Annotated in this window: 21 protein-coding genes; 9 read left to right on the plus strand and 12 right to left on the minus strand. The window is 57.0% G+C overall.

Translation table 11 applies throughout. The features are described 5' to 3' along the window. Positions 1 to 25: 25 nt before the first annotated feature. The 9 genes from HY868_17010 (at position 26) to HY868_17050 (ending at position 8479) form a co-directional block, all read left to right on the plus strand. Entirely contained in the window at positions 26 to 841 is an 816-nt protein-coding gene (locus HY868_17010) for a membrane protein insertase YidC (protein ID MBI5303839.1), read from the plus strand. After that, positions 822 to 1475 (plus strand): protein jag, encoded by a 654-nt coding sequence (locus HY868_17015; GenBank protein MBI5303840.1) that lies wholly within the window; start codon positions 822 to 824, stop codon positions 1473 to 1475. The genes HY868_17010 and HY868_17015 overlap by 20 nt, the downstream gene beginning before the upstream one ends. 53 nt (positions 1476 to 1528) lie before the next feature. Beyond that, complete coding sequence (locus HY868_17020) at positions 1529 to 2383, plus strand: ribokinase (protein MBI5303841.1); 855 nt, start codon at positions 1529 to 1531, stop codon at positions 2381 to 2383. Continuing rightward, a complete protein-coding gene (locus tag HY868_17025) occupies positions 2380 to 3237 on the plus strand; it encodes a DUF1932 domain-containing protein (protein ID MBI5303842.1) in 858 nt (285 codons plus the stop codon). Before HY868_17020 ends, HY868_17025 begins: the two co-directional genes overlap by 4 nt. A 21-nt stretch (positions 3238 to 3258) precedes the next feature. Then, on the plus strand, positions 3259 to 4689 hold the full coding sequence (locus HY868_17030; protein ID MBI5303843.1) for a site-specific DNA-methyltransferase: 1431 nt from the start codon (positions 3259 to 3261) through the stop codon (positions 4687 to 4689). Further along, positions 4686 to 5651: a restriction endonuclease gene (locus HY868_17035; protein MBI5303844.1), complete on the plus strand. Its 966-nt coding sequence runs from the start codon at positions 4686 to 4688 to the stop codon at positions 5649 to 5651. The genes HY868_17030 and HY868_17035 overlap by 4 nt, the downstream gene beginning before the upstream one ends. A gap of 36 nt (positions 5652 to 5687) precedes the next feature. Beyond that, entirely contained in the window at positions 5688 to 6500 is an 813-nt protein-coding gene (locus HY868_17040; GenBank protein ID MBI5303845.1) for a ParA family protein, read from the plus strand. A 77-nt stretch (positions 6501 to 6577) separates the two neighbouring features. After that, positions 6578 to 7477, plus strand: coding sequence for a ParB/RepB/Spo0J family partition protein (locus HY868_17045; protein ID MBI5303846.1), 900 nt, complete (start codon positions 6578 to 6580; stop codon positions 7475 to 7477). Between the two features lie 66 nt (positions 7478 to 7543). Next, entirely contained in the window at positions 7544 to 8479 is a 936-nt protein-coding gene (locus HY868_17050) for an MBL fold metallo-hydrolase (GenBank protein MBI5303847.1), read from the plus strand. Between the two features lie 2 nt (positions 8480 to 8481). On the opposite strand, the gene HY868_17055 is transcribed toward HY868_17050, so the two are convergent. From HY868_17055 to HY868_17110, 12 genes are all read right to left on the minus strand, one after another. Next, the gene (locus HY868_17055; GenBank protein MBI5303848.1) at positions 8482 to 10023 is read right to left on the minus strand and encodes a radical SAM protein; all 1542 of its coding nucleotides are present in this window, start codon (positions 10021 to 10023) and stop codon (positions 8482 to 8484) included. Beyond that, positions 10013 to 10915 carry a carboxypeptidase regulatory-like domain-containing protein gene (locus HY868_17060; protein MBI5303849.1) on the minus strand — a complete coding sequence of 301 codons (903 nt, stop codon included), beginning with the start codon at positions 10913 to 10915 and terminating at the stop codon, positions 10013 to 10015. Before HY868_17060 ends, HY868_17055 begins: the two co-directional genes overlap by 11 nt. After that, a complete protein-coding gene (locus HY868_17065) occupies positions 10912 to 12492 on the minus strand; it encodes a cobalamin B12-binding domain-containing protein (GenBank protein ID MBI5303850.1) in 1581 nt (526 codons plus the stop codon). Before HY868_17065 ends, HY868_17060 begins: the two co-directional genes overlap by 4 nt. A gap of 148 nt (positions 12493 to 12640) precedes the next feature. Beyond that, complete coding sequence (locus HY868_17070) at positions 12641 to 13798, minus strand: glycoside hydrolase family 88 protein (GenBank protein ID MBI5303851.1); 1158 nt, start codon at positions 13796 to 13798, stop codon at positions 12641 to 12643. 66 nt (positions 13799 to 13864) lie between these two features. Then, positions 13865 to 15019, minus strand: coding sequence for a hypothetical protein (locus tag HY868_17075; GenBank protein MBI5303852.1), 1155 nt, complete (start codon positions 15017 to 15019; stop codon positions 13865 to 13867). Between the two features lie 5 nt (positions 15020 to 15024). Continuing rightward, entirely contained in the window at positions 15025 to 16764 is a 1740-nt protein-coding gene (gene uidA / locus HY868_17080) for a beta-glucuronidase (GenBank protein ID MBI5303853.1), read from the minus strand. Positions 16765 to 16779: 15 nt separating this feature from the next. Beyond that, a complete protein-coding gene (locus HY868_17085; protein MBI5303854.1) occupies positions 16780 to 18588 on the minus strand; it encodes a heparinase II/III family protein in 1809 nt (602 codons plus the stop codon). A gap of 47 nt (positions 18589 to 18635) precedes the next feature. Continuing rightward, entirely contained in the window at positions 18636 to 19658 is a 1023-nt protein-coding gene (locus HY868_17090; protein MBI5303855.1) for a dipeptide ABC transporter ATP-binding protein, read from the minus strand. Position 19659: 1 nt separating this feature from the next. Further along, positions 19660 to 20709 (minus strand): ABC transporter ATP-binding protein, encoded by a 1050-nt coding sequence (locus HY868_17095; protein MBI5303856.1) that lies wholly within the window; start codon positions 20707 to 20709, stop codon positions 19660 to 19662. A 76-nt stretch (positions 20710 to 20785) separates the two neighbouring features. Then, positions 20786 to 21913, minus strand: coding sequence for an ABC transporter permease (locus HY868_17100; GenBank protein ID MBI5303857.1), 1128 nt, complete (start codon positions 21911 to 21913; stop codon positions 20786 to 20788). A gap of 115 nt (positions 21914 to 22028) precedes the next feature. Beyond that, positions 22029 to 23015 (minus strand): ABC transporter permease, encoded by a 987-nt coding sequence (locus HY868_17105; GenBank protein ID MBI5303858.1) that lies wholly within the window; start codon positions 23013 to 23015, stop codon positions 22029 to 22031. A 70-nt stretch (positions 23016 to 23085) separates the two neighbouring features. Continuing rightward, positions 23086 to 25143, minus strand: coding sequence for an ABC transporter substrate-binding protein (locus HY868_17110; GenBank protein ID MBI5303859.1), 2058 nt, complete (start codon positions 25141 to 25143; stop codon positions 23086 to 23088). Positions 25144 to 25212: the final 69 nt, after the last annotated feature.

Below are 25212 nucleotides of genomic sequence, written 5' to 3' on the forward strand. Positions count from 1 at the left end.
GAGAGTTGGCAAGTAGGAGCAAAGGATGTTTGATTTTCTCGCCCCGATATGGAATACGTTCGTGTTCAACCCGATGGTGAACACGTTATTGTTTATCTATGTCGTCATCAAGAATTACGGTCTGGCGATCATTCTCTTTACGTTGCTCGTGCGCCTGGTGACGTTGCCCTTTTACTGGCAACAACAAAAGGCGTTCAAAAAGCAACAGACGCTGATGGCGAGCGCCGAATGGCAAGAGATGCAGAAAAAGTACGCCAAGGATAAAGAGAAACTAGCGCAAGAGCAGATGAAGTTGTATCAACAAAACGGCGTCAACCCGCTGGGCGGTTGTTTGCCCGCGCTGATTCCGTGGCCCATCATGATTGGCTTGTATCAATCCATCACGATGGTGATGGGCGCACAGCCCGAACAACTGATGGACCTGGCAAAACATCTCTACAACTTTATGCCGGAACTCGCCGCGGCGGTGCCCGTGCAACCCGATTTCCTGGGTTTGAATCTCGCAGGCACGCCGGACTGGAGCGCGCCAGTGACGCTGATTGTGCCGGCGCTCGTACTCGGCAGCACCTGGGTTCAGCAAAAAATGATGACGATGCCGTCGGCGGACCCGCAAGCCGCGCAGATGAACCAGTCCATGCAAATGATGATGCCGATTTTCATCGGTTACATTTCGTTGTCGTTCCCGATCGGCTTGTCGCTGTACTGGATCGTCTTCAACGTGGTCGGCATCATTCAACAGTACATGACCAGTGGCTGGGGTAATTTGTTCGGCGGCGCGAAACCGGCGCCCGCCATCACCGGCGCGGCAAAAGGAAAAAAGGATGTCAGAAACAAAGCGTGAGTTTTCCGCCAAGTCCGTTGACGATGCGATTGCTAAAGGACTGGCGGAACTAGGATTACCGCGCGACGCGGTCGATGTCGAAATTGTCAGCGAAGGCACGCGCGGTTTGCTTGGCATCGGCAGCGACGCCGTCGTGCGTCTCGCGCCCATCGCGTCGGCGAAGAGTTATACCGACCAGGACATCTCCGCCGTCGCGCAAGAGATTCTCAAAAAATTGTTGGATGGGATGGGCATGGACGCGCGGGTCGAGGTTCTGCCGGACGTGGCGTCGGAAGACGAAAACGCGTTCGTGTTGAACATCGTCGGCGAAGACCTCAGCGTGTTGATCGGTCGGCGCGGCGAGACATTACGCGATCTCGAATACCTCGCGCGCTTGATGGTCTCGTCCCAGACCGGCAAAGCCAAGTTTTTGGTGGATGTCGAGGGCTATCGCACGCGGCGCGAGCGGCAACTGCGCGAACTCGCCAAGCGCATGGCGACGCGCGTCGAATCGAATCGCCAGCCGATCACGCTCGAAGCGATGCCGCCGAACGAACGGCGCATCGTGCACATCGCGTTGCGCGAGCATCCGCACGTCAAAACCCACAGCATCGGCGAAGGCGATCATCGCCGCGTGATGATTCTACCAAAGTAGTTGGCTCGTTGTGTAGTTGGATAGTTTGTTAGTTGTGCTCGAACTATTCAACTATGCAACGATCCAATCCGCAAACTTACATGATTGATTTTCTCGTTATCGGTCACGTCGTGCAAGACGTGGTGCCCAACGGCTATACGGTCGGCGGGACGACGACCTACAGTTCGATCACCGCACGCAATCTGGGGCGCAAGCCGGGCATCGCAACCCGTCTCGCCCCTGATTTTGTTTTGCCCCCGGTTTTGCGCGACATTGACGTGCATCGAGTTGCCTCCACGCACACGACGACCTTTCACAACATTTACAACGACGGACATCGCCAACAATTTTTGCTCGACCGCGCGGATTCGATGGAACCGAGCGACGTGCCGGACGTGTGGCGCGCGACGCCAATTGTGCACCTGGGTCCGCTCGCGCGCGAACTCGACGCGCGTTTTGCGAAATTATTTCCGCATGCACTCGTCGGCGTGACGCCGCAAGGTTGGCTGCGTCAGTGGGACGAAACGAAACGCGTGCGGATGCGTCCCTGGCTCGAAGCGCCGGAGATTTTACCGCACGTGGACGTGCTCGTGTTGAGCGAAGAGGATTTGAACGGCAATCTCGAGTTGATGGATGATTACGTGCGGATGACGCGTATCGCAGTGATGACCCAGGGTTCGCGTGGTTGCGTCGTGTTCACGAACGGCGAGTCGCGCCAGATTCCCGGTTTCCCCGCGCGCGAGGTAGACCCGACCGGCGCGGGCGATGTGTTCGCCGCCGCGTTCTTGATTCGCCTGCACGAAACGAACGACCCGTACGAGTCCGCGCGATTCTCGAACGCGACCGCATCGTTCTGCGTCGAAGGTGCAAGCGTGACGACGATTCCAACGCGCGAACAGGTCGCGGCGAGATTGGATGGATTCAAATGACACGCATTGGCATTCTGCATCCCGGCGAAATGGGCATCTCCGTTGCCGCGTCCGTGCGGAATAGTGGGCATCCAGTTTATTGGGCGTCCGAGGGACGCAGTGCGGATACGCGCGCGCGCGCGGACAAGTACGGATTGCTCGACGCGCTCACCTTGAAGAATCTTTGCGCGGAATGCTCGATCATCGTGAGTGTCTGTCCGCCGGACGCGGCGGAAAATCTCGCGCTTGACGTCGCGGCGGCGGGTTTTGCCGGACTGTACGTGGATGCAAACGCGATTTCGCCGCAACGCGCGCAGCGCATCGGCGAGATGCTGGCACGCGCGGGCATCGCGTTTGTAGATGGCGGCATCATCGGCGGACCAGCGTGGAAGCCGGCAAGCACGTGGTTGTATTTGGCCGGCGCGCGCGCAGAGGAAATCGCCGCGTGTTTCGCGGCGGGACCGCTCGAAACGCGTGTGTTGAGTTCGCGGATTGGCGACGCGTCCGCGCTCAAGATGTGCTACGCCGCGTACAACAAAGGCACGAACGCGCTCCTCGCGGCGATTATCGCGACCGCCGAAAACCTGGGTGTGCGCGATGCGTTGTACGCGCACTGGTCGCAGGACGACGCGAATTTTGTCGCGAACGCCGAGCAACGCGTACGCCGTTCGACTGCGAAAGCGTGGCGCTGGGTCGGCGAGATGGAAGAGATCGCCGCGACGCTCGACGATGCCGGGATGCCCGGCGAGTTACACACTGCCGCCGCAGAAATCTTTCGCCGCCTCGCGCCGTTCAAGGATGCGCGCGCGATGCCGACGATGGCAGAAGTTTTAGCGGCGTTAGGGAAAAGTGAGAACAGGGCGAGCGATGAGTAACGCGAGTGGAGTGTGTTGGCGATGCTCAATCTAGTCAACACAGCTAGACCGTTGATCCCGAAACAGAATACGGCGTTGGATGAAATCGAACGACTCGATAAAATTTTGTTGGAGCATTTCGAGACCCAGTTCGTCGTTCAGCCGTCGCTGACGCGTTCTCTGGTAAGTTTCCAAGCCAACAAGACGCGTCCGGTGTATCGTTGGTACAAATACAAAGAGGCGTTCTCTGCCGCGTTAGTCGAGTACTTTCTTCACAAGTACGCAATTACTCAAGGCAGAATTCTCGACCCCTTTGCAGGGAGCGGCACAGCTCTGTTTGTCGCCAGTGCGCTAGGACTCGACGCGGATGGAATCGAACTCTTGCCGATCGGACAACAAATCATCGCGACCAAGCAACTGATCGAATCTGAATTTACCGCGCAGGATTTCGCGGTGTTGCAACGATGGGCAACGTTGCATCCATGGGAGCAATCGTCGCAGAAAGTAAATCTGCCCGAGTTGCGGATAACGAAGGGCGCGTATCCTGCCGAGACAAAAGACGCGATTGAAAAATATCATGCGGCTTGCCAACAAGAAAATCCGCGCGTGCAAACCGTTTTGCGATTCGCGCTGCTCTGCGTTCTCGAATCCATCAGTTTCACGCGCAAGGACGGACAATATCTGCGCTGGGATTATCGCGCGGGGCGAAGTTGGGGCAAAAAGATTTTTGACAAGGGCGAGATTTTGAGTTTTGCGCGAGCCGTTTCTGAGAAAATCAATGAAATCATTGCCGACCTCGCGCCGGAACAACAAACCGGGTTGTTCCCACGTGAGACAAGCCAGGGCAAACTACGTGTGCATAACGGTTCATGCCTCGAGATTTTGCCCACATTATCCGCCCACCACTATGACGCGATTTTCACTTCGCCGCCGTACTGCAATCGTTACGACTACACGCGCACCTACGCATTGGAGCTGGCTCTGCTTGGCGCAGACGAACCAGGTCTAGTGAAACTACGTCAAGAGATGCTCAGTTGCACGGTCGAGAATCGCGCCAAAGATTTACTCAAGATCAACCCGCGTTGGACGACTGCCATCGCGATTGCCGACAAACAGAATCTTTTGCAAGCGATTCTGAAATACCTGGACGGACAAAAGGCGGCAGGCGCATTGAACAACACCGGTATCCCACGCATGGTCAAAGGGTATTTCTATGAAATGGCTTGCGTGATTGCAGAGTGTGCGCGGGTTTTGAAATCAGGTGGGTTGTGCTTCATGGTCAACGATAATGTGCGCTATGCCGGCGCGAGTGTGTCGGTAGACCTGATTCTTTCTGCGTTCGCGGAGCAACTTGGATTTCGCGTCGAGAACATTCTGGTGTTACCGAATGGCAAAGGCAATAGTAGTCAACAAATGGGTGAACACGGACGCGAAGCACTACGTAAGTGTGTGTATGTGTGGAGAAAATTATGAAGCGAACATCCGCGCGTCCTTATCGAAACCATCTCCAATCCAGCGACGATCTCGTAACAACGTACCAAGCGACGCGCGCGGGTTTTGTCGCTTTGGCTCTTGAGAAAAACCGACGAGCGACGCCGCATATCGCCGAAGCGCGCGCGCTCCAAGAAGCCGCTTCTGTTGCCAGGACGCCTGCTGATTTGTTGCAAGTGGAAGGCATCGAAGCCGGTTTGTTGACTGCCGCAGGTCTATCTGACAAATCGCTTAATCACTTGTTGCCACAAGATAAGCAAGAAGCCATCAACGGGTTAGTCAAAAATTTCCTTGAACCAGCCGGAGCCAAGTTTGTGGAAGAATTGGTTTTTCGTTTCCTCCTCACGCGTGGTGAAACGCTGGGTGGTTCGATGCGAAATGTTGGTGGAGCGATTGCACAGAGAAAACTCACGCGCGCCATTATTTCAACTTTGACGATAGCCGGCATCCATTATCGTTGGCAAGATTCCAAGACGCGAAAATGGATTGACATGTCTGACGACGATTCGGACATTGAGCTATCTTTGCGCGGCTTGTGTTGGCAAAGCAAGAAGGGTAATCGCACGCTGATTTACAACTTGACGGTTCCGCTCGTCAAGAACAATGTGGATTTGTGTTTGTTCAATCTGACTCCCGACAAGTTGGAAGGCACGGAATATAATTCAGCCAAATTGTATCTCGCGTTGGGTGAACTCAAGGGCGGGATTGATCCTGCCGGCGCAGACGAACACTGGAAGACTGCGCGAACAGCTTTAGATCGGATTCGTACCGCATTTTCCAAAGTCGGTGTTTCGCCTTATACATTTTTTGTCGGCGCGGCAGTTGAGAAAAAGATGGCAAATGAAATCTGGGATCAGTTGGAGAGCAAGACACTCAGCAACGCCGCAAATCTGAATGATGAGGGACAGGTCGCTTCAATTTCACGCTGGCTGTGCAATTTGTAGGTAGACAAATCGAAAATCGAAAATCGGCAATCGTAAATGTCAACGATCTACACCTTCGCTAACCAAAAAGGCGGTGTCGGCAAGACGACGACCGCGATCAACATCGCTGCGTACCTCGCCGTGCGCGAGAAACGCGTCCTGCTCGTGGACATGGACCCACAAGCGAACGCGACGTCGTCGCTCGGCGTGGACAAGCACGCGCCGACGTTTTCGATTTATCACGCGCTCGTGGACGACGCGCCGCTCGACCAAATCGTGATGCTCACCAAGCGATTGCACCTCGACCTGATTCCATCGTCGCCCTCGCTCGCCGGCGCGGAGATCGAACTCGTCAGCGCGGAACGACGCGAGCATTTGCTCGAACGCGCGCTCGCACCGCTTCTTTCGCGTTACGATTACGTGATTGTTGATTCGCCGCCGTCGCTTGGCTTGCTCACGATTAACGCGCTCACTGCATCGGACGCGGTCATCGTACCGATTCAGTGCGAGTATCTCGCGCTCGAAGGATTGACGCAACTGCTCAACACGATTCAACTCGTGCAAGCAAGTTTGAATCCGCGTTTGAGAATCGCGGGCATGGCGATGACGATGTTCGATTCGCGCACACACCTCGCAATGCAGGTCGTTGAAGAAGTCAACAAACATTTTCCGGCGTTGATTTTTCACACCGTCATTCCGCGCAGTGTCCGCATCTCCGAAGCGCCGAGTTACGGCGAGCCGCTCGTCTCGTTCGATCCGAAATCGCGCGGCGCGCAGGCGTACGATGCGCTGACGGTGGAACTGCTGGAGAGAGAGCAAGCAAGTTCCAATCGTTCCCTACATTCCCTCGAAAAGAACAAAGGGAACTGAAGGAAATGATTTCCCTTATTTCCCTCAGTTCCCTCATTGCCCACTAAACGGACTCAAGGGAAACCAAAGAGGTAACTATGCCTCCAACAAAACATGGTCTCGGTCGCGGGCTGGGCGCGCTAATTCCGCCGAGCACACCGAACGAACTCGCGCCCGGCGTCCGCCAAGCCCAGGTCGCCGCGATTGTGCCGAACCCGATGCAACCGCGTCATCGTTTCGATTCCGACGCGTTGCGCGAGTTGTCCGACTCGATCAAAGAGCACGGTTTGATTCAGCCGCTCATCGTGACGCCCGCGCCCGATTCGACGGAGCTTGCACCGCGTTATCAACTCATCGCGGGCGAGCGACGCTGGCAAGCCGCGAAACTCGCCGGGCTGGCGACCGTGCCGGTCATTGTGCGCGGCGCGTCGCCGCAAGAGATGCTCGAACTCGCGCTCGTCGAGAACATTCAGCGCGCGGACTTGAATCCGCTCGAAGAGGCGAACGCATATCGGCAACTGATGGGCGATTTCGGTTTGACCCAGGAAGAGGTCGCGTCCAAGGTCGGCAAGAATCGCACGACCGTTGCGAACGCGTTGCGATTGTTGAAGTTACCGGCAGAGATCCAAAAAGAAATCGCGGAAGAGACGATCAGCGAGGGACACGCGCGCGCGATTCTCACGGTCGGCGATGAACTCAAGCAAAAGCAACTCTTGCGCGCGGTGATTGACGCCGGGTTGTCGGTGCGGCAAACCGAGGAGGCCGCGCGCCGCGTGAATGAATCCAAGACCCCCGACCGCCGACCGCCGACCGCGCGCTCATCGCGCGAAGAGCGCGAAATGCCTGCGGCGACGCGCGCGCTCGAAAGCGATTTTCGCTCCGCGCTCGGCACCAAGGTTCAAGTGTATCGCTCGCGCAAGGGCGGCAAGGTTGTGATTCACTTTTACTCGGAAGAAGAACTCGAAGCGATCTATGACAAGATTGTGGGACGACGATGATTTTTTGTAGGGGCGATTCATGAATTGCCCCCATGCGTCGCTCCTGCGAAATATAGGATGGATTTGATGGCTCCGCTTCTGCATCAACTAACCGACCATATCTGGACGATTGATCTGCAATTCCAAGGACGCGCCGAAGTGATCGCGTCCTATCTTGTTTACGATGGCGCATCTGCCGCGATCATCGAACCTGGTCCCGCCTCGACCTTGGATGCATTGCTCGAAAGCGTTCAAGCCACGGGCGCGTCACTCGAATCCGTACGCCAAATTTTTCTCACGCACATTCATCTCGATCACGCTGGCGCAGCGGGCGTCCTCGCGAAACAATTACCCTGGGTCACGGTGTACGTGCATCCCATCGGCGCGCCGCACGTCGCCGATCCATCGAAACTTGTCGCGAGCGCGCAACGCGTGTACGGCGACAAGATGGATTCGTTGTGGGGTTCGGTGTTGCCCGTGCCGTCGCCGAATCTCGTGATCGTCAACGACGGCGACACGCTTGCCATTCCTGGGTCTACGTTGCGCGTGTTCGATACGCCAGGACACGCGCGGCATCATCACGCATACCTGGACGAACGCAGCCAGTTGTTGTTCGCGGGCGACATCGCCGGCGTGCGAATGCCCGGCGTGCGCTATGTGCGTCCGCCAACCACGCCGCCCGAACTCGACATCGAAACGTGGCGCGCGAGCATCGCGCGTTTGCGCGCGCTGAATGTGTCCGGTTTGTGTCTCGCGCATTTCGGTCTATTTCGCGGCAATCTCAATTGGCACTGGAACGATTTGGAGACGCGCCTAGTCGCGTGGGCAAACGTGATTCGCGCGGCGATGCTCGATGATGCGGATGAAACGGAGATGGTCAAGCGACTCACCGCGAGCGCGACGCAAGAGATGCAAGCGGTCGGCGCGGATGTGGATGCGTACAACGTGGCGTCAAGTTACGAGGGAATCGTACAAGGGCTGGTGCGGTACTGGAATAAGAAAAACGCGAACGCAGGCAAGTGAAGCTACTCGAACTTTATGACCACCGACGACCGACCGGAGACTGCCGCAATTGGCGCACAAGCGGAATTGATCGCCATCGCCCAATCTCCCACCTGTGCATTCACTCTAGTCGCATCGTAGATATCCCTCGCGCGCGCAAATTCCAACATCTCTCCCCAGACTTGGAGCGATGCGACATTTAGTTGGGTGACCACACCTCGAAGTTTCTGCCAGTTCCCCGCATTGTCCAATTCGCGATGAAAGCGCCGCGTCAGCAACAGCGCGCACCAATCCTCGGTCAACGCGCGGCAAGTCCGACCATACGCGCCCTGAGAATCGAATACCAGACGACTCACTCGGCGGAGAAACTCTGCGCGCGGATCGGCAATCGTGTAGGGCATTAGCCCAGGCGTCGGCACGCCGGCTCTTGTGCGACCCAGTTGGCGCGCGAGCGGTGTGCCTGGATAAATTTCTATCTCGCGCACGTCGAGCGCGGTCGGCAAGTGCGATTGCATCGCTTGCAGAAAATCAATCTCTGCCGCGACCGTCTCAAGTGTGCTCCACGGATGAAAGAGCAAACAGCGAAAATCAAAAACAATTCCCAGGTTCTCTAGCATCGCGCAAGCCGCCGCGTTCTGCTGAACGGTCGTGCGCTTGTTGAAAAGTTCCAACGTCGCCGGGCAACCGGATTCGACCCCCAGGTAGACTCGCAACAATCCCAGCTCTTTCAGTCGCCGAAAAAGCGATGCCTCCACATCATCGGCGCGGCATTTGATCGTGAACGCAATCGTTAGATTCTTTCGTTCAAGTTCGACCGCAAATTCTTCGACGCGCGCGACGCGCGTCAGACCGGGCGGCAGAAATTGATCGTCGTCGAACAGGAACAACCGCACGCCCCGGCGATATAACTCCTCGATTTCGTCCACGATCTTGGCGACTTCGCGTTGGCGGTACGGCATCCCTTGCGCGCGATATGACGCCGCGGGTAGACAAAACGAACAAGCGTGATAACATCCGCGGCTCGATTCAATCGTCGCAAAGGGATAACCTCGGAAGCAAGGGGCGGGTTCCTCGCGCAACGGGCGCGGAAAATCATCGAGCGAAATATTTTCTCGCGGCGAAAAATTCGAAAGCGGATCGGATGATCGCAAGGCGATACCTGGCACGGTTTGCCATTCGCCCTGACTCGCCAGACAACGCGCCAGGTCTGGCGCGCACGCTTCGGCGTCACCGCGCAACACCGAATCCAGGGTAGGGCAAGCCGCCAAAAAATCGGTACACGCCAGAGTCGGCAGATGTCCGATCAATGCGAAATGCGCGCGGAGACCGGCCGCGCGCAACAATGTGATGAGCGCGAGATGTTCGTCTACGCGGTCGGCGAAGAGGATGGAGAAAATAATCAAGCCCGGTGATTCGGCGCGCGCGGACGCGATAATCGCCGCGTATCCATCGTTCAGATCAACGAGGTGGACGCGCAAACCTTCGCGCTGGAACGCGGCAGACATGGAGCGCGCCGGAAGTTTTTGTCGAGCCAGGTCTTCGACGATCAAAACGTCAACCGACAATGACGTATCCCTCCGCGGTGACGGCAAGCCCAATCGAATCTACCGCCAATCCATCCGCGCCCCAATCCGCCACGAGTTGCAAAAGATAACGACCCGGCTCGGCGGGCGGTTGCCAAATCACACGAGTTTGTTCTTCGATGAGTGTGCCACCCGAAACACTCCAGCGATAGCGCGCATCCGCCCACGCGGTTTCCACGGTAAAAGTCAAATCATCGCCCCAGACAATATCCACGACGCGAATTTCTGCCAATGGTAACGGCGCGAGTGATTGCGGTTCGAGTTCTTTCCATTCGACATTCGCTACATCGAAGGGCTTGAGTTGCAAGGCAAGCGCGCTCGCCTTGTCTCCGCCGATGATCAGTTGATACGACCCAGGATTCGCGACGCGGAGAAAGAACGCGCCGTTGCGCGCGGTCGCCGTTTCGATGATCGTGTTGCCGGCTTGCAACGTGATCTTGACCTCGCCGAACGGTTGATCTTGTCGGTCGTAGATGGAGCCGCGCACCGCCGCACCATTCAGTGTAGAATCCGTCGTCATCTGCAAACCGCGCAACTGAAAGCGACGCGATGCGACGGGCGTGGCGGTTGCTTGCGGCGTCGTCGTCCTGGGTGGCGGCGGCGGATCGCAGATGATCGGCGTACGCAACGGCGTTCGCGTCGCCGATGGAACCGGCGAGGCATCGCGCGGTTGCGTCGGTCGAACCGAAGGCGGCGGTGCGGGATCGCAGATGATCGGACTGGGTCGCGGCAGTGGAGTCGCCGTCCTGGGTGGCGGCGCGGGATCGCACACCACCGGCGGACAACAACCAGTGAGATTCGCGCCTCCGGACAAGACCATCAAAGCCAGGATGCTTTTCTGCGCGTCGGGTGTCAGTTTGCGCCACGGAATCATTCGGACCTCCGTTCAGTTTCCAGATTCGCGCTGATCTGCGCGCGCCAATCGGCAAGTTCGATCTGCATCTTCAAATCAAAAAGACGAATCTGGCTTGCCCACGCAACCACTTGCGCGTTGACGCGATTCACGTCGTAAATGTTCTCGCGCAAATTGTACGCGAGCATTTCTTCGAGCATGGCAAGCGAGTGATTGTTGACGCGGGCGACCATGTCGCGTAACCGCGCGCCCAAGCCAGGGTCCGCGCGACCTTGACGTCCAAACTCGTACATCATCTGTTCGTAGCACGCGAGCGAGCATTGTTTGCCGACGCCATTCCCATCATAGTGGCGCTGGCGCATCGTCGCGTACATCATCCGGAACAACAACTCGACGCGTGGATCCGCCATCGTGTACGTCCACGCCATATAATCGCCGGTCAGCCGACCCGCGCGTTGCAGTTGCGCGAGCATCGGCGTGCCCGCGTACACTTCCATCCGTCCAAAGCTAAGCGGCGCTTGACCTTCGCCTGCCATCGCGTGAAAGAAATCCAGATTCGCGCGAACGTCTTCCACCGTACTTTCGGGATCGAAAAAAATCATACCAAAATCCGCGAGCATCCCGACGCGCTGGAGTACTTGGAGCGCGCGCCGATTTTGCGCGACCGTCGTCTTTTTGTTCAAGGTCTGCAGACTGTGATCGGAACCAGACTCGACGCCGACGTACGCGCGCACGACCCCCAACGCTAACAGACGGCGAAATAATTCTTCTTCGATGTCGTCCGCGCGACATTTGATGCTCATCATCACGTCGAGCCGGCGACCGCGCAATTCGCGTTCCAACTCGGTGATGCGCGGGATACGCGCGCGCCCGGGCGGAAACCATTCGTCGTCGTTGAATATGAAAAAGCGGACGCCAAACTGGTGATACAATTGCTCCATCTCGTCCACGAGATTCGGCACACTGCGAAAGCGTTGGAGCGCGCCGCGACTTGCGCCGTAGAACGCGTGGATGCTACAGAACGCGCAATCGCGATAACAACCCCGGCTACCCAGGATGGGCGACACACCGATACCGAGATGATGTTGCGGCGGCGTATCGCGCGCCGGGAAAGGCAACGTATCCAGGTCTGCGATGAGGGGACGCGCCGCGTTGTTCACGATGCACTCCTCGCGTCGAAACGACAGACCGAGAATCTGATCCCAGGTTTCGGGCGCAGCGAGGTGTTGGACGAGCTCGACGAGCGTCACTTCGCCTTCGCCGCGCACGACCGAGTTCAACGCCGGATAATCGCGCAGGAGGTCGGACGCGGTGAACGTGCAAAAGTGTCCGCCCGCGGTGATGTGGACGTTCGGCAAAAGTTGACGCAACTGTTCGGCGAGCTTCAAGAATTCGGGAGCGCGATACTGAAAGATGATGGACAGTCCAATGACGCGCGGCTGTGTGGCGCGTGCGCGCTCGACGACCGCGTCCATCTCGGCGGTGGTACTGAAAGGAACGAGTTCCACGACATAACCGCGCTGACGCAATACCGCCGCGAGATAACGCGTCGCGAGATTTTCCAATTCCTCCGCGCCGACCAGCAGAACATCCAGCATGACCATCTCCGGCAAAGACCACATCGCGCAAAACAAAAACTCGCTCGGAGCCGCGCCCCAAGCGAGTGAAGAGTCAAGCAAGCATCGTCCAGGGCGCGACCCGGCAGGGGCAGTCACCCTCGTCAGTAACGTGACCCGACGACCTTGATTACAAATTCATTCTAGCATGGTTCGGTAGAATTGCAAACGTGTTGGTCGGGGCAAGCCGGGTCAACGCTTCGACGAAATAATAATCGCCGTAGATCAAACCGTGATCCATCGAATCTTCGGGTTTGGAGCGCGTGCCGTGCAACAGGATGCAGGGTTCGCGCGTCCCGCGACTGCTATAGTTGTTCCACAGTGATTCCAACATTGCGAGCGCTTCCGCGCGCCAACAATCGGCGTGCGCCGGGTCTGGCTCGAGCGTTGCCAGGTTCAACAATGCCGATGCCAGGATCGCGCCGGCGGAACTATCGCGCACATCGTTTGGAATCAAGGGGCTGTCGTAATCCCAGTACGGCACGCGATCGGAAGGCAAGCGGCGCAAGCAATATGCGGCGAGATGGCGCGCGGCGTCGCGAAACCGCGCGTCGCCGGTTTCGCGATAACACTCGACAAAACCGTAGACGACCCACGCCTGCCCGCGCGACCAACACGAGGTCGCGCTCAGACCCTGCGCCGTATCTTGCTTGATGAACGCGCCGGTCTCCGGGTCGAAATCGGTCACGTGTGAGGTTGACCAATCCGCGCGCACATGGCGCTTGAGCGTCGTGTCCGCGTGAGCGATGGCGATATCGGCAAAGTGGCGTTCGCCGGTTTCCTGGCTCGTCCAAAAAAGCAAGTTCAGATTCATCATCGTGTCAATGATCGCGCGCCCGCGTTCACTGGGCGCGCCATCCAACGCGCCCCACGCTTGGAAGAAATTGCCTTTGGCATTGAATCGTCGCGCGAGCGTACGCGCGGCTTGAATCGCCGGCGCTTTGAACGACGCATCGCCGGTGAGCCGCCAACCCAGGATGTGCGATAACTCGAAAAGAAATCCCAGGTCGTGTGTGGTTGTATCGTTCTGGCGCGGCGTGAGTCGCGCGGTCCATGCGCGCGCGGCGCGTTCGAGTGTGTCGTCGCCGGTGTGCGCGTACGCCAGCCAAAGCAATCCCGTCCAGTGCCCGCCCGTCCAAAAACCATCGTCACTACACAACCATTTGCCATCCTTCGCCAGTTCCGGGAAACTCGTTACCGTCGCGAGATTCTGGCGCGTCAGGTCAAGACTGTACGCCAGCGCCGCGGGAACAAAACTAGGCAACGCGCTTGAATGTTCTTGATTCATTGTTGCTTTCTCAACATCTTCGCTAGAATCCAGGTTTCCCCGAAGGGAAGACACCTGGATTCGTTGCTAACCAAACACGCGCCGCATTTTTTCGCAATAGTACTGGACATTTTCCCAACGCGCGTCGCCGGGAATGCGATGATCGGGACACGGAATATATCCGCCCAAGTCAACCAACGGACGCAATCGTTCGATCTCGGCGTCCATCGCGGCATAGTCGCGCGCGAAAACATTTTTGTTCATGCCGCCGACGCCGCGCAATGCTCTGCCGTACTGGGCGCGCCAGGGTTGGATGCTCGCGTTCCACGTACCGACCTCGATGGGAAACATCGTGTTCACGCCGTTCTCGAGCCAGGTCGGAATCAGCGCGTCAATTTTGCCATCGCAATCGAGCGAGACGTTGTGAATGTCGTACTGCGCGACCAAATCGGTGAGGCGCTTGTAGTGCGGTCCGATTTTTTTCGCGAACACGCGCGGGTTGATGAGCGGACCGCTGTTGTAACAAATGTCTTCCCAGAAATGCGCGTAATCAAACCGCGCGCCGGTTTCTAGAATTGCACGCACACCTTGATAGCACAGGTCGCTCACCGTCACGATGATTTCGTCAAAGAGCGCGGGATCGTCCGCCATCAAGTAGCTCATCCCAACCAAACCCAGCCAATCGCGAATCACGCCGAGCAGACTGCCGCAGTACAGTCCATACGGATTCGCGCGCTCGGTTGATCGCAACGCATCGCATCCGCCGTTATCAAAGCGCAAACTTTTTTCGCCGAAGTGAACCAGCGTGCCGTTGATGCGCGCCATATCGAATTGCAAACGCGATTTGAAAATCGCGTCCCACTCTTGGCGGCTTTTGAGCAGGTGATCCACTTCGGTCGGAATCGAGACGACGCCGCGTTTCTTGATGACCAAGCCGCCGTCTTCATCCAGGAAAATATAGGAACCATCCGCGCGCTCTTCGACGATTTTGCTTTCGATGGGCGGAAACAGACGCGTCTTCCAATTGAAATTCGCGCCCCAGTTGAAATCGAAACCGAGGCGACGACTGATCGTCTGGTCAATCAGATTGCCGTCCGCCCAGTTCGTCGCCTCGTCCTGGGTCAGATGACCTTCTTCCGCCCACCTGGCGAGCAACTCGCGCCAATAACCGAAATGCACGATAGGCAACCGGTCGTACGATTCATAATTGAGAATCGCCAGCGCGCGCGTCCGATTGTTCATTCGTGTCATTGCCATATCTCGCGCAGGCGATGCGCGGCGAGTTTGGGACGACGGTCGCGCGTAAAGACGCCTTTCAAGTTCATCCCGCCCACGCGTTGCACGGCTTGTGATGTTTTGAAATCGCACATGTTCCACACGTGCTCGCCGATGACGAAAGGTTTGCGGCGCAGAACCTGGATGTACGCGGCGAGCAGCTCGGCTTGGAATTCTTCCGCGAACATTTCCGGCGGTTGCGCGTGAAAACCGGAAATCGTATCCGCGCCAAACTCGGTCAGGATGAGCGGCTTGCGGTACTTTTGATACAACGCGTCGAGTTCTGCCGAAAGACACGCCGCGCCTTCGGCAATTTTGCCGGATTGCGAGTACCAGCCAAAGTAACGATTGAGACACATCAAGTCGCAAAACTCGAACGACTCTTCGCCGACGCCGATATACGTGGTCAGCGTGATCGGGCGCGTTGGATCGAGCGACTTGCATTGATCGTACAGATTTTTGAAAAATGGTTTGGCGGCGGGCAACCACGAATGCGGCTCGTTCGCGATGCTCCACGCGATCACGCTGGGATGATTCTTGTCACGCGCGACGAGTTCCTGCGTGTACTGCCGGCACAATTCCAAACGACGCGCCAACCCTTCTTCGGCGAAGAACAATCCGACTGCCGGCGTTTCATCAATGACCAAGAATCCCAGCCGATCCGCCAAGTCCATCATTTGTTCCGAGTACGGGTAATGCGTCGTGCGGAACGAGTTCGCGCCGATCCATTTCATCAGCGCGTAATCCTTGACGATGAGCGCCGGCATCAAGCCGCGCCCGGCAATGGGGAAATCTTCGTGACGCCCGAAACCTTTGAGATAGATCGGCTTGCCATTCAACAACAATGTATCGTCCTGGATTGCAATCGTGCGAATGCCGATGGGCAAGGTGTAGCGGTCGAAGGTTTCACCGCCGCGCGCGAGTTCCACGCTGAGATCGTACAGGTGCGGTGAATCGGGCGACCACAACGCGGCGTCCGGCACTTGCAATTCGATCTCAGTCGCCGCGCCGGCAATGGTTGTTTCAGTGACAACGTTCGCACCGCGCAGAGTGAAGCGCGCCGTCGCCGCGTCGCCTTCCTCGCGATTCAATTTGACGCGAACGATCCCGGTGTTTCCGGAAATGCTCGTCGTCACCGTCAAATCGGCGATGGCTAGGCGCGGTGTCGCGTACACCAAGACCGGGCGATGAATTCCGCAGAATGGAAAAAAGTCGAACGACGCCGGCGGATAATTTTCGGTTTGACTGATGAACATGTGTTTGGGATCCGCCGGGACATTGCCGGGTGGGACGCGATCTGGCTCAAGTTCGCCTTCGACGCGCGCGATGAGCACATTGCGCTCGCGCTGCGCGTAAGGCGTGATGTCGAATTCGAAAGGCAAATGTCCGCCTTCGTGTTGACCGAGCCGCACGCCATTCAACCAGACCTCGGCGAGATAATTCACCGAGTTGAAACGCACGCGCATGTGTTGGCGCGCTGCGTCCCAGCCCCAGGGCAAATCGAAACGCGTTTGATACCAGGTATTGCCGAGATAATCGCGCCCATCTTCGAATTGATCGTTCCAACTCGCGGGCACGGCGGCAGGACGCCCGCCGGTAAAACCGGCAGACCAATTCGATTGGCGACCCAGGTTTTCCGGATCGAAACGCAAATCCCAGAAACCGGATAGGTCAATGCACTGACGAAACAGATTAGATTGCGGATAAAGCAAGGTTGCCTCCGTCGTTCATTCGTTTGTTTTCGAGATTTCCATTCGCACGCGAAACTGTGGTTCGTCCTGCACGGGTAAGACGACGCTCAATCGCTTGAGAATTTCCGGCTTGGCATTATCGCGGCTCGCTTTTTCCAGTTGCTCAAGCGCAAAGTGCGCGTCGTTTGGTGTTTCGATGATCAGCCGCAACTCGTGATGCTTGCCGCGGACGAGCGCCGTTGCACCGTTCACCTGTGCGTCGCACCAGGTCATCAATGCTTCTTCGACCGCGACCGGGTTTTCGGAAAAGCGGAAGACATCATTTAACGTCACGACACCGGCAGGGTCAAGTGTGATCTGTCGCCGCGCGCTCGCCAGGTTTGTCACCGCATACGCGCGTGCAAATTCCATCTCGACGCGTTTGACCGGTGCGTTCATCTCGACGTTCACGATTTCGCCGTGAAACTCGCGCCCCTCTTTCTGCACGTGTCCGCCGACACGCGGCACGCTGTGGCTGTAGGAATTGGCAAACAGGTTTTCATAACGGCGCTGATTGAAATAGTCGCGCGCGTACAATCCGCGACCTGGGTCGGTGAGCAACGTTTCGTCGTCCACGTGCAAAATGAAACTGCCGATGTCGTTGTGGTTGTGGTTTTCGTCGTTGTGACCAGCTTTGATCGCGACCACGACCTGGGTATTCTGCGGCGTGCGTGCGACCAGACGCGCGATGCCGCCCAGCGGCAAGTACGTGTCGGTGATCGGCGCAGGCGCATGGTACGTGCCATCCCACCACAAGATGCTTCGCAACATCATCGTCAGCCGCCAGTTGGTGTTGCTGGTGAGTTCGCTGGCGACAGGTGCGGTCAACAAATTCAACAGCGATTTTTCGCCGGTGCGTTCGAGCAAGCGCGCGATGATGCCATGGTTGAAATTGAGCGCGTCGTCGCAATCGGAAAAGGTCGCGAACTTGGAAGGAGACAGGAGCAACTTGGCGGGGTACGCCGCGATATCGCGCAAGCGTTCCGAGGCAAGCAGATCAATCGCGCCTTTCGTGCGTGCGCGCAACATTTCCGCCAGCGCGACAAAATTGATCAGCCCATAATGCCAATAGCTGACGCCTTCGGTTGAACTGCCGTCCTGTTCAAATCCCGCGTCCAAAAAGACGCGCAAACCAGCCAGCGCAATTTCGAGCGCGCGCGCGACGCGCGCCGGTTCCGGTTCAAGCATCAAGAATGTTGCCGCGACCGAACTGTTGCACACGCCGTTCCAATTCATCCCGGCTTTGTGCCACCAGTGCAACTGGTGAAAACGCAGGTACGGCTCAAAGAGGCGGCGTTCGATTTCGGCGCGAACCCGCGCGCGCACTTGGGCATCGAGCGCGTCGCCCAAAAGCGTCAGTGTTTCCGCGAGCGCAAAGCCGGTCTCGGCGGAAAAAAGGTCAATGATGTCTCTTTCGTGCGCGGGCAAGACCCAGTTCGTTTCTTCGCAAATGTTCCATAGATAATCTTGCACGGCGTCTTTTAGTTCGGATTGACCCAGGAACATTCGCAGCGTCGCGCTCGCGAGTTTCGCGCGTTTGAGAAAGTACGGTTTCTCGTAATTCGTGCGATCCCCGGTGCGAATGAAATACCGATAGTGCGAAAAAGTCGTCTGCGGAATCTGCGCGAGCGATTCGACGATGGATGCAGTCTGCGCGAGAATGATTCGCGTTTGCGGCGCGTCGCGCAAAGTATCCAGGTTCTGGCGCGCGCGGTCCAGTTCCGGCAAGTGCGCTGTGCCGGGAACGATGAGGCGTTGAATTTCGGCGGCGGTTAGATTTAATGGATCAGTGATTGCTTGTGGCATATTCTCACCGAAACCCGAAGGGTCTTCAACACTCTTCGGGTTTATCTTCAATTTACAATTTGCGCTACGCCGCGCAAACTCAACTCTTCCGCGCGATGGCAGGCGACCGAACAATTTTGTCCGACCTCGCGCAACGCCGGCGTTTCGATTTTGCAGCGCGCCTCGGCGTAGCGACAACGCGGATGAAAGTAACACCCGCTCGGCGGATTCGCCGGGTCGGCGACATCGCCTTCGAGGACGATGCGTTTCGAGCGCATCGTCGGATCGGGCTTGGGCACGGCGGAGAGTAACGCTTCGGTGTACGGATGCCTGGGATTCGCAAACAGTTTGGCGGTCTCCGCCATCTCGACGAGCTTGCCGACGTACATCACCGCGACGCGGTCGGCAAGGTACTCGACGACGCTCAAATCGTGCGAGATGAAAAGATACGTCAGATTCAACTCGGCTTGCAAATCTTCCATCAGGTTGAGAATCTGCGCTTGCACCGACACGTCGAGCGCGGACACGGCTTCATCGGCGACGACGATGCGCGGATCGAGCGCGAGCGCGCGCGCGATGCCGATGCGTTGGCGTTGTCCACCGCTAAACGCGTGGGGATAGCGGCGCATGTACTCGGGACGCAAACCGACGCGTTTCAAAAGATTCGCGACGCGGTCTTCCAACTCGGCGCCTTTGGCGATGCCGTGCACCTTGAGCGGCTCGCTGACAATATCGAGCACGGTCATGCGCGGGTTGAGCGACGAGTACGGGTCCTGGAAAATCATCCGCAATTCGCGGCGATACGGTTTCAGTTCGCTTTGTCTGAGCGTCGCTAGATCAACCGGGTCTCCCTGCTTGTTCCAGTACGAAATTTTACCAGCGGTTGGATCGTACGCGCGCATGATGCAACGCCCAATCGTCGTCTTGCCGCAACCGCTCTCGCCGACAAGTCCTAGGGTTTCGCTACTGCGAATCGAAAAACTCACATCGTCTACCGCTTTGACGTGACCGACGATGCGTTGCTGAAATCCTTTGCGGATTGGAAAGTGCATTTTCAAATGATTGACCGCGAGCATTGTATCGTGTGCCATATCACGCGTCCTTGTTTTCCGATGGTTCGCCGTACAACAAACAGCGCACCGCGCGCCGATCGCCTTGTTCGGTCAGTCCGGGATGAATGCGATCACATTTTCCCGGCATCATTTGCGAACAGCGCGGATGAAATGGACAACCGGTTGGACGATTGTACGGATCAGGCACCGAACCCTGGATCGGATCGAGCCGACCTTGCTTGATTTGTCCCAGGCGTGGAATGGAGCGCATCAGCGCGCGCGTGTACGGATGCAGCGGCTCGCGAAAAAGCGAGTACACGTCGGAACGCTCGACGACTTCGCCGAGGTACATCACGACCACGTCCTCACAAATCTCGGCGACCATACCCAGGTTGTGCGTGATGAGCATCACCGCCATACCCATATCGCGTTGCAGTTCCTGCATCAATTCGAGAATTTGCGCCTGCGTCGTCACATCGAGCGCGGTCGTCGGTTCGTCCGCGATGAGCAAACTGGGATGGCACACGAGCGCCATCGCGATCATCGCGCGTTGGCGCATCCCGCCGCTGAGTTGAAACGGATACGCGTCCACGCGTTCCGCCGGCTTGGGAATGCCGACGCGATGCAACATCTCGATGGCTTGCTGGCGCGCGGTCGCTTGGTTGACGCCGCGATGCAGTTGGATCACTTCTTCGATCTGATTGCCGATAGTGTGCACCGGGCTGAGCGACGTCATCGGCTCTTGAAAAATCATCGCGATTTCTTCGCCGCGAATTTCGCGCATCGTGCGGCTGTCCGGTTTGAGCGCGGCAAGATCAACGATGTCGGTCATCGGCGATTGCCCGGTGGATTTTAACGGACGATGAAAAAGAATCTGCCCTTCGACGATTCGCCCCGGCGATTCGATGAGTTGCAGAATCGAGTACGACATCACGCTTTTACCGCACCCACTCTCGCCGACAACGCCCAGCGTGCCGCCGCGTTTGATCTGCCAGTCCGCGCCCTCGACGGCTTTGACGGTGCCTTCGTCGAGGAAAAAGTGAGTTTTGAGATTTCTTACTTCAAGTAGAATACTATCAAGTGTCTGCATATATTTCTCTATCCAAAGGCAGAAGGATGAAAATTGGTTTCAAACTTTTCATCCTTCATCCTTCTGTCTTCATCCTTTATCTTGCATACGGATCCGCCGCATCGCGCAAACCATCGCCGAGAAAGTTCAACGCGAGGACGGATACGACGACCGCGAGCGCGGGAATCAGCAACCACGGCGCGGTCGCAATCGAACGAATATCCTGCGCGTCTTGCAACAACACGCCCCAGCTCACGACCGGCTCGCGCAGACCCAGCCCCAGGAAGCTCAATGCGGTCTCGGAGAGAATCATCCCAGGAATTGCGAGCGTGATCGCGGCGATGATGTGGCTTGTGAACGCCGGGAGCATGTGACCCAGGATGATGCGGATTTCGCTCGCGCCGTCCAAACGCGCCGCCATCACAAAATCTTCTTCGCGCAACGAGAGGAAACGTCCGCGCACGACGCGCGCCAAGCCCGTCCATCCGATCAAGGATAGAATGACGGTGATCGCAAAATAAACTTGGAGGGGGGGCCAATCCAAGGGCAAGGCGGCGGAGAGTCCCATCCACAATGGGATGGATGGAATCGAACGGAGAAATTCGATCATGCGTTGAATCAAGTTGTCAATGTTCCCGCCATAGTACCCAGACAATCCGCCAAGCAAAATCCCCAGGATCAAACTCAGCAGAACGCCGATCAATCCGATGGACATGGACACGCGCGTGCCGGTAATCAGGCGACTCAAGACGTCGCGCCCCAGGCGATCTGCGCCGATTAGATACATCGGCTGGCTGGGATCGAGCGGGGCGAGCAAATGCCGATTCAGCGGAATCAGGTTGAACAATTTGTAGGGCACACCTTCGACGAAAAAGCCGACGGGCAGTTTTACGCTCGCATCAACTTCAAACGTGCGCCGCAAGGCGACCGGGTCAATCTTGGATGTGTACCCATAAACGTACAATCCCCAATTGCCCTGGTCGTCAACGAAATGGAGGGGCTGGGGCGGGGCATACAGGTATTTGGAATTGGTCTGGTCGGGCGTAAACGGTGCGAGGAATTCGACGAACAGCGCGACCAGATAAATCAAAAGCGTGATGATTCCGCTGATCAGCGCGAGTTTGTGTTTGCGGAATTTCCACCAGACGAGTTTCCATTGCGGCGCGACATAGACCTGCGCTTCTTTTTCGGCGAGGTTGGTCGCGGTGATTGAGATGCTGGACATGAGTTCCTCTGAGCGCATGTCATTGCGAGGAGCGGTCTTCGCGACGAAGCAATCTCCGACTTGTAAGTTGGGGATTGCTTCGCCGCTACGCGGCTCGCAATGACCATGCGGGGTCTTACTGATACCGAATGCGCGGGTCGAGCCACGCCAATAAAATATCCGAGACCAACGTGCCGACAATCGTGAGGGCACTGAGAATTAGAATCAACGCGCCGGCGAGATACATATCTTGAACTTGGAGCGCGCGCAATAACATGGGTCCAGTCGTGGGCAAATTCATCACGACGGAGAGAATGATCGAACCGGAAACGAGGTACGGCAACGTCCAGCCAATCGTGCTGACAAACGGATTGAGTGCGAGCCGCACCGGGTATTTGAGGAGCACGCGCCATTCCGGCAGACCCTTGGCGCGCGCGGTAACTACGTACGGCTTGCGCAGTTCGTCGAGCAAGTTCGCGCGCATGATGCGAATCAATTCCGCCGTGCCGCCGAACGCGAGGATGAGCACCGGAATCCAAATGTGCCCGAGCAAATCCACAACCTTGTCCCAACTCCAAGGAGCATTGGACATCTCGGTGGAGAACAAGCCGCCGGAGGTCGTGCCAAAGTATTTGAACTGGATGTACATCAGCACGAGCGCCAGAAGAAAACTAGGAACGGCAATGCCGATGAATCCCAGGAACGTGAAAAGATAATCGCCGGGTGAATATTGCTTGACTGCAGAATAAATGCCAATCGGAAAAGCCAGGAGCCACGTGATGATGACACTGCCAATGGATAGTACGATGGTGAGCCAGACGCGTTCCCAGATCAGAGAGGCAACCGGCTGGCGCATTTCGAACGCGATGCCATAGTTGCCCTGGGTTAGAATGCCTTGCATCCATTTCAGATAGCGGACGGTGACTGGCTGATCTAAACCATACTGCTCGCGAATAACGCGCGCGGTCTCTTGACTCGCGGTATCGCCTTGCGCGGCAAGGTTGGCGACGTACGATGTCGCAAAATCGCCGGGCGGAAGTTCGATGATGATATAGGCAACCAGCGATGTAACGAGCAACGTGGGTATCATGAAAAGGGCGCGGCGGAGAATGTATTGGAGCATACGCGTGTCTCTTTCAGACAAGACCTGACCGGTTCGCAAAAACCGGTCAGGTCTACTAGTTTCCGATCACCTACTTGGTAAAAAAGTACGCGAACGTGTTCGTCGGCGCGGGAGTGGGATACTGCCAGCCGTTGATCATCTTCTTCGGCACGTTGCCCATGTTGTTCTTGACGATGCCATACGCCAAGGGCGGGGTAGTCACGCCGATGCAGAAGAAATAGTCCGCGGACATTTGCAACATTTCATTCATCGCCTTGACCTGTCCGGTAAACTCGGGCTGGGTCATGGCTTTGTTGAACGCATCCATGATCTTTTTGACATCGGCGGGCGGTTCTTCGGCGGTGTTATCGCGAACGCCATTATACCAGTACTGCCACGCCTCCGCGAAAGCGGACTCGGTGCTGTACGGGAAGAAATTGCGCGGGTCGAACATCGGACCCAAGCCGCCCTCGCCATTCCAGATCATCGCGTCCAGATCATTCGCGTCTTTGCGTTGATACAACAGCGCGCGATCTTCCGGTTTCGCTTGCACGTTCACGCCGACCGCCTTCCAGTACTTGGCGATCAAGTTGCCGGCGTCCACCTGGTCTTGGAGCGAATTGGAAATCTCGATGACGAAGGTCAAGGGTTTGCCATCGGCGCGCAAACGCATTCCGTTGGCATCTTTCTTGGGCAGCACTTTGTCGAGGTACTCGTTCGCCTTCTTCACATCGTACTCGATGTACTGCGTAGCGAGTTGTTTGTTGTAGAACGGTGTGTCTGCCAAGGGCGCGGCTTGCGCGGGTGTGCCTTGCCCAACGTAAACGGTGTCAATGATTTCCTTACGGTTGATCGCGTATGACAAGCCGACGCGGAAATCCTTGCTCTGGAAAACTTCGCGCAGCGCCTTGTCTTTGTGCGTCAGGTTCAGGTTAACGACGACGGCGTTGCTAGTGACGGGCACCAGATCAATGAAACTGAAATCGCCTTTCTTTTGATTGTCGAAGAGCACCGCTTTGTTCGGGAGCGTGTTAAAGTGGCGCATCTGTAAATCAATCTCGCCGTTGGTTGCCTTGAGGAGCATCGCGGCGGCATCGGCGAAGACGCCGTACGTCAGACGATCAATGTACGGATATTGTTGTCCATTCGCGTCCACTTTCCAGTAGTACGGATTGCGGACGAACGATACCTGGGTCGCCGTGCCGGACATGGGTTGTTCGACCATCCAGGCATAGAGCATCGGACGACCGGCGACACTGTATTGCCCAAAGCCGCCGCCATCGGCTTGCCCGACGCGCGCGATAAAGTACTCGCGCCAACTCGAGAACCCGGCGGCTTTGACCGCTTCATCGAGTTTGGCTTTTTCAACGTACTTGGCGTGATACTGCTGGGCAAAGTGCTTGGGGAAGTTGAGCATCGAGCGACCATTCGCGCTCGCGACGTTTTGCAAAAAGAGACCGTACGGCGCGGCAAAGGTGAATTTCACCGTGGTGTCGTCAACCTTCGTCACCGAGCCAGGTTTGCCATTGACGATCATCCAGACCGGCGGCGCGGGTGCGAGGTCTTTGTTCAGTTCAACATCGTCCCACCAGAACACAATGTCATCGGCAGTGAAGGGTTTGCCATCCGACCATTTGACGCCTTTGCGAAGATAGAAGGTGTACTCGGTCGCCTCTTTGTTCACGTCCCACTTTTCGGCGAGGTTGGGAACAATGTCAGACCACTCGATATTCCAACGGACGAGTGGTTCATAGGTAAAGATTTTGTAGAACGAAGGATCGTCCGTGCCGGCGGTCATACCCATGCGCCAGGTTCCACCGTATGTACCGATTTTTTCCGCTTTCACGACCAACGGATTTTGCGGCAGACGTTGTTCGACCGGCGGAAGTTTGCCGGCTTTGACTTGCTCGACAAGCAGGGGCGCTTCGGTGTACTTGGCGGCGGGTGCGGTCGTCGGCGCGGGAGCTGCTTTGGTCGGTTCCATCACCGGCGCCTTGGTTGGTTCAGGTGGTTTTGCCGTCGCGGGTACCGCAGTGGGTTGCGGCGGTTGGGTTGGAGCAGGGGCAGGAGCTGGCGCGGCACAGCCAACCACCAACATCAGAACGACGAGCACGAATACGGCTCGCTGGATCAATCGAATCGTAGACATGTCAATGTCTCCTTTCAGGTTTCGTCGTCGAAAATGATCAGCACAACATTGTTGAGCATCGGCTGTCAC

The organism is Chloroflexota bacterium (assembly GCA_016219275.1).
Lineage (GTDB): Bacteria > Chloroflexota > Anaerolineae > UBA4142 > UBA4142 > JACRBM01.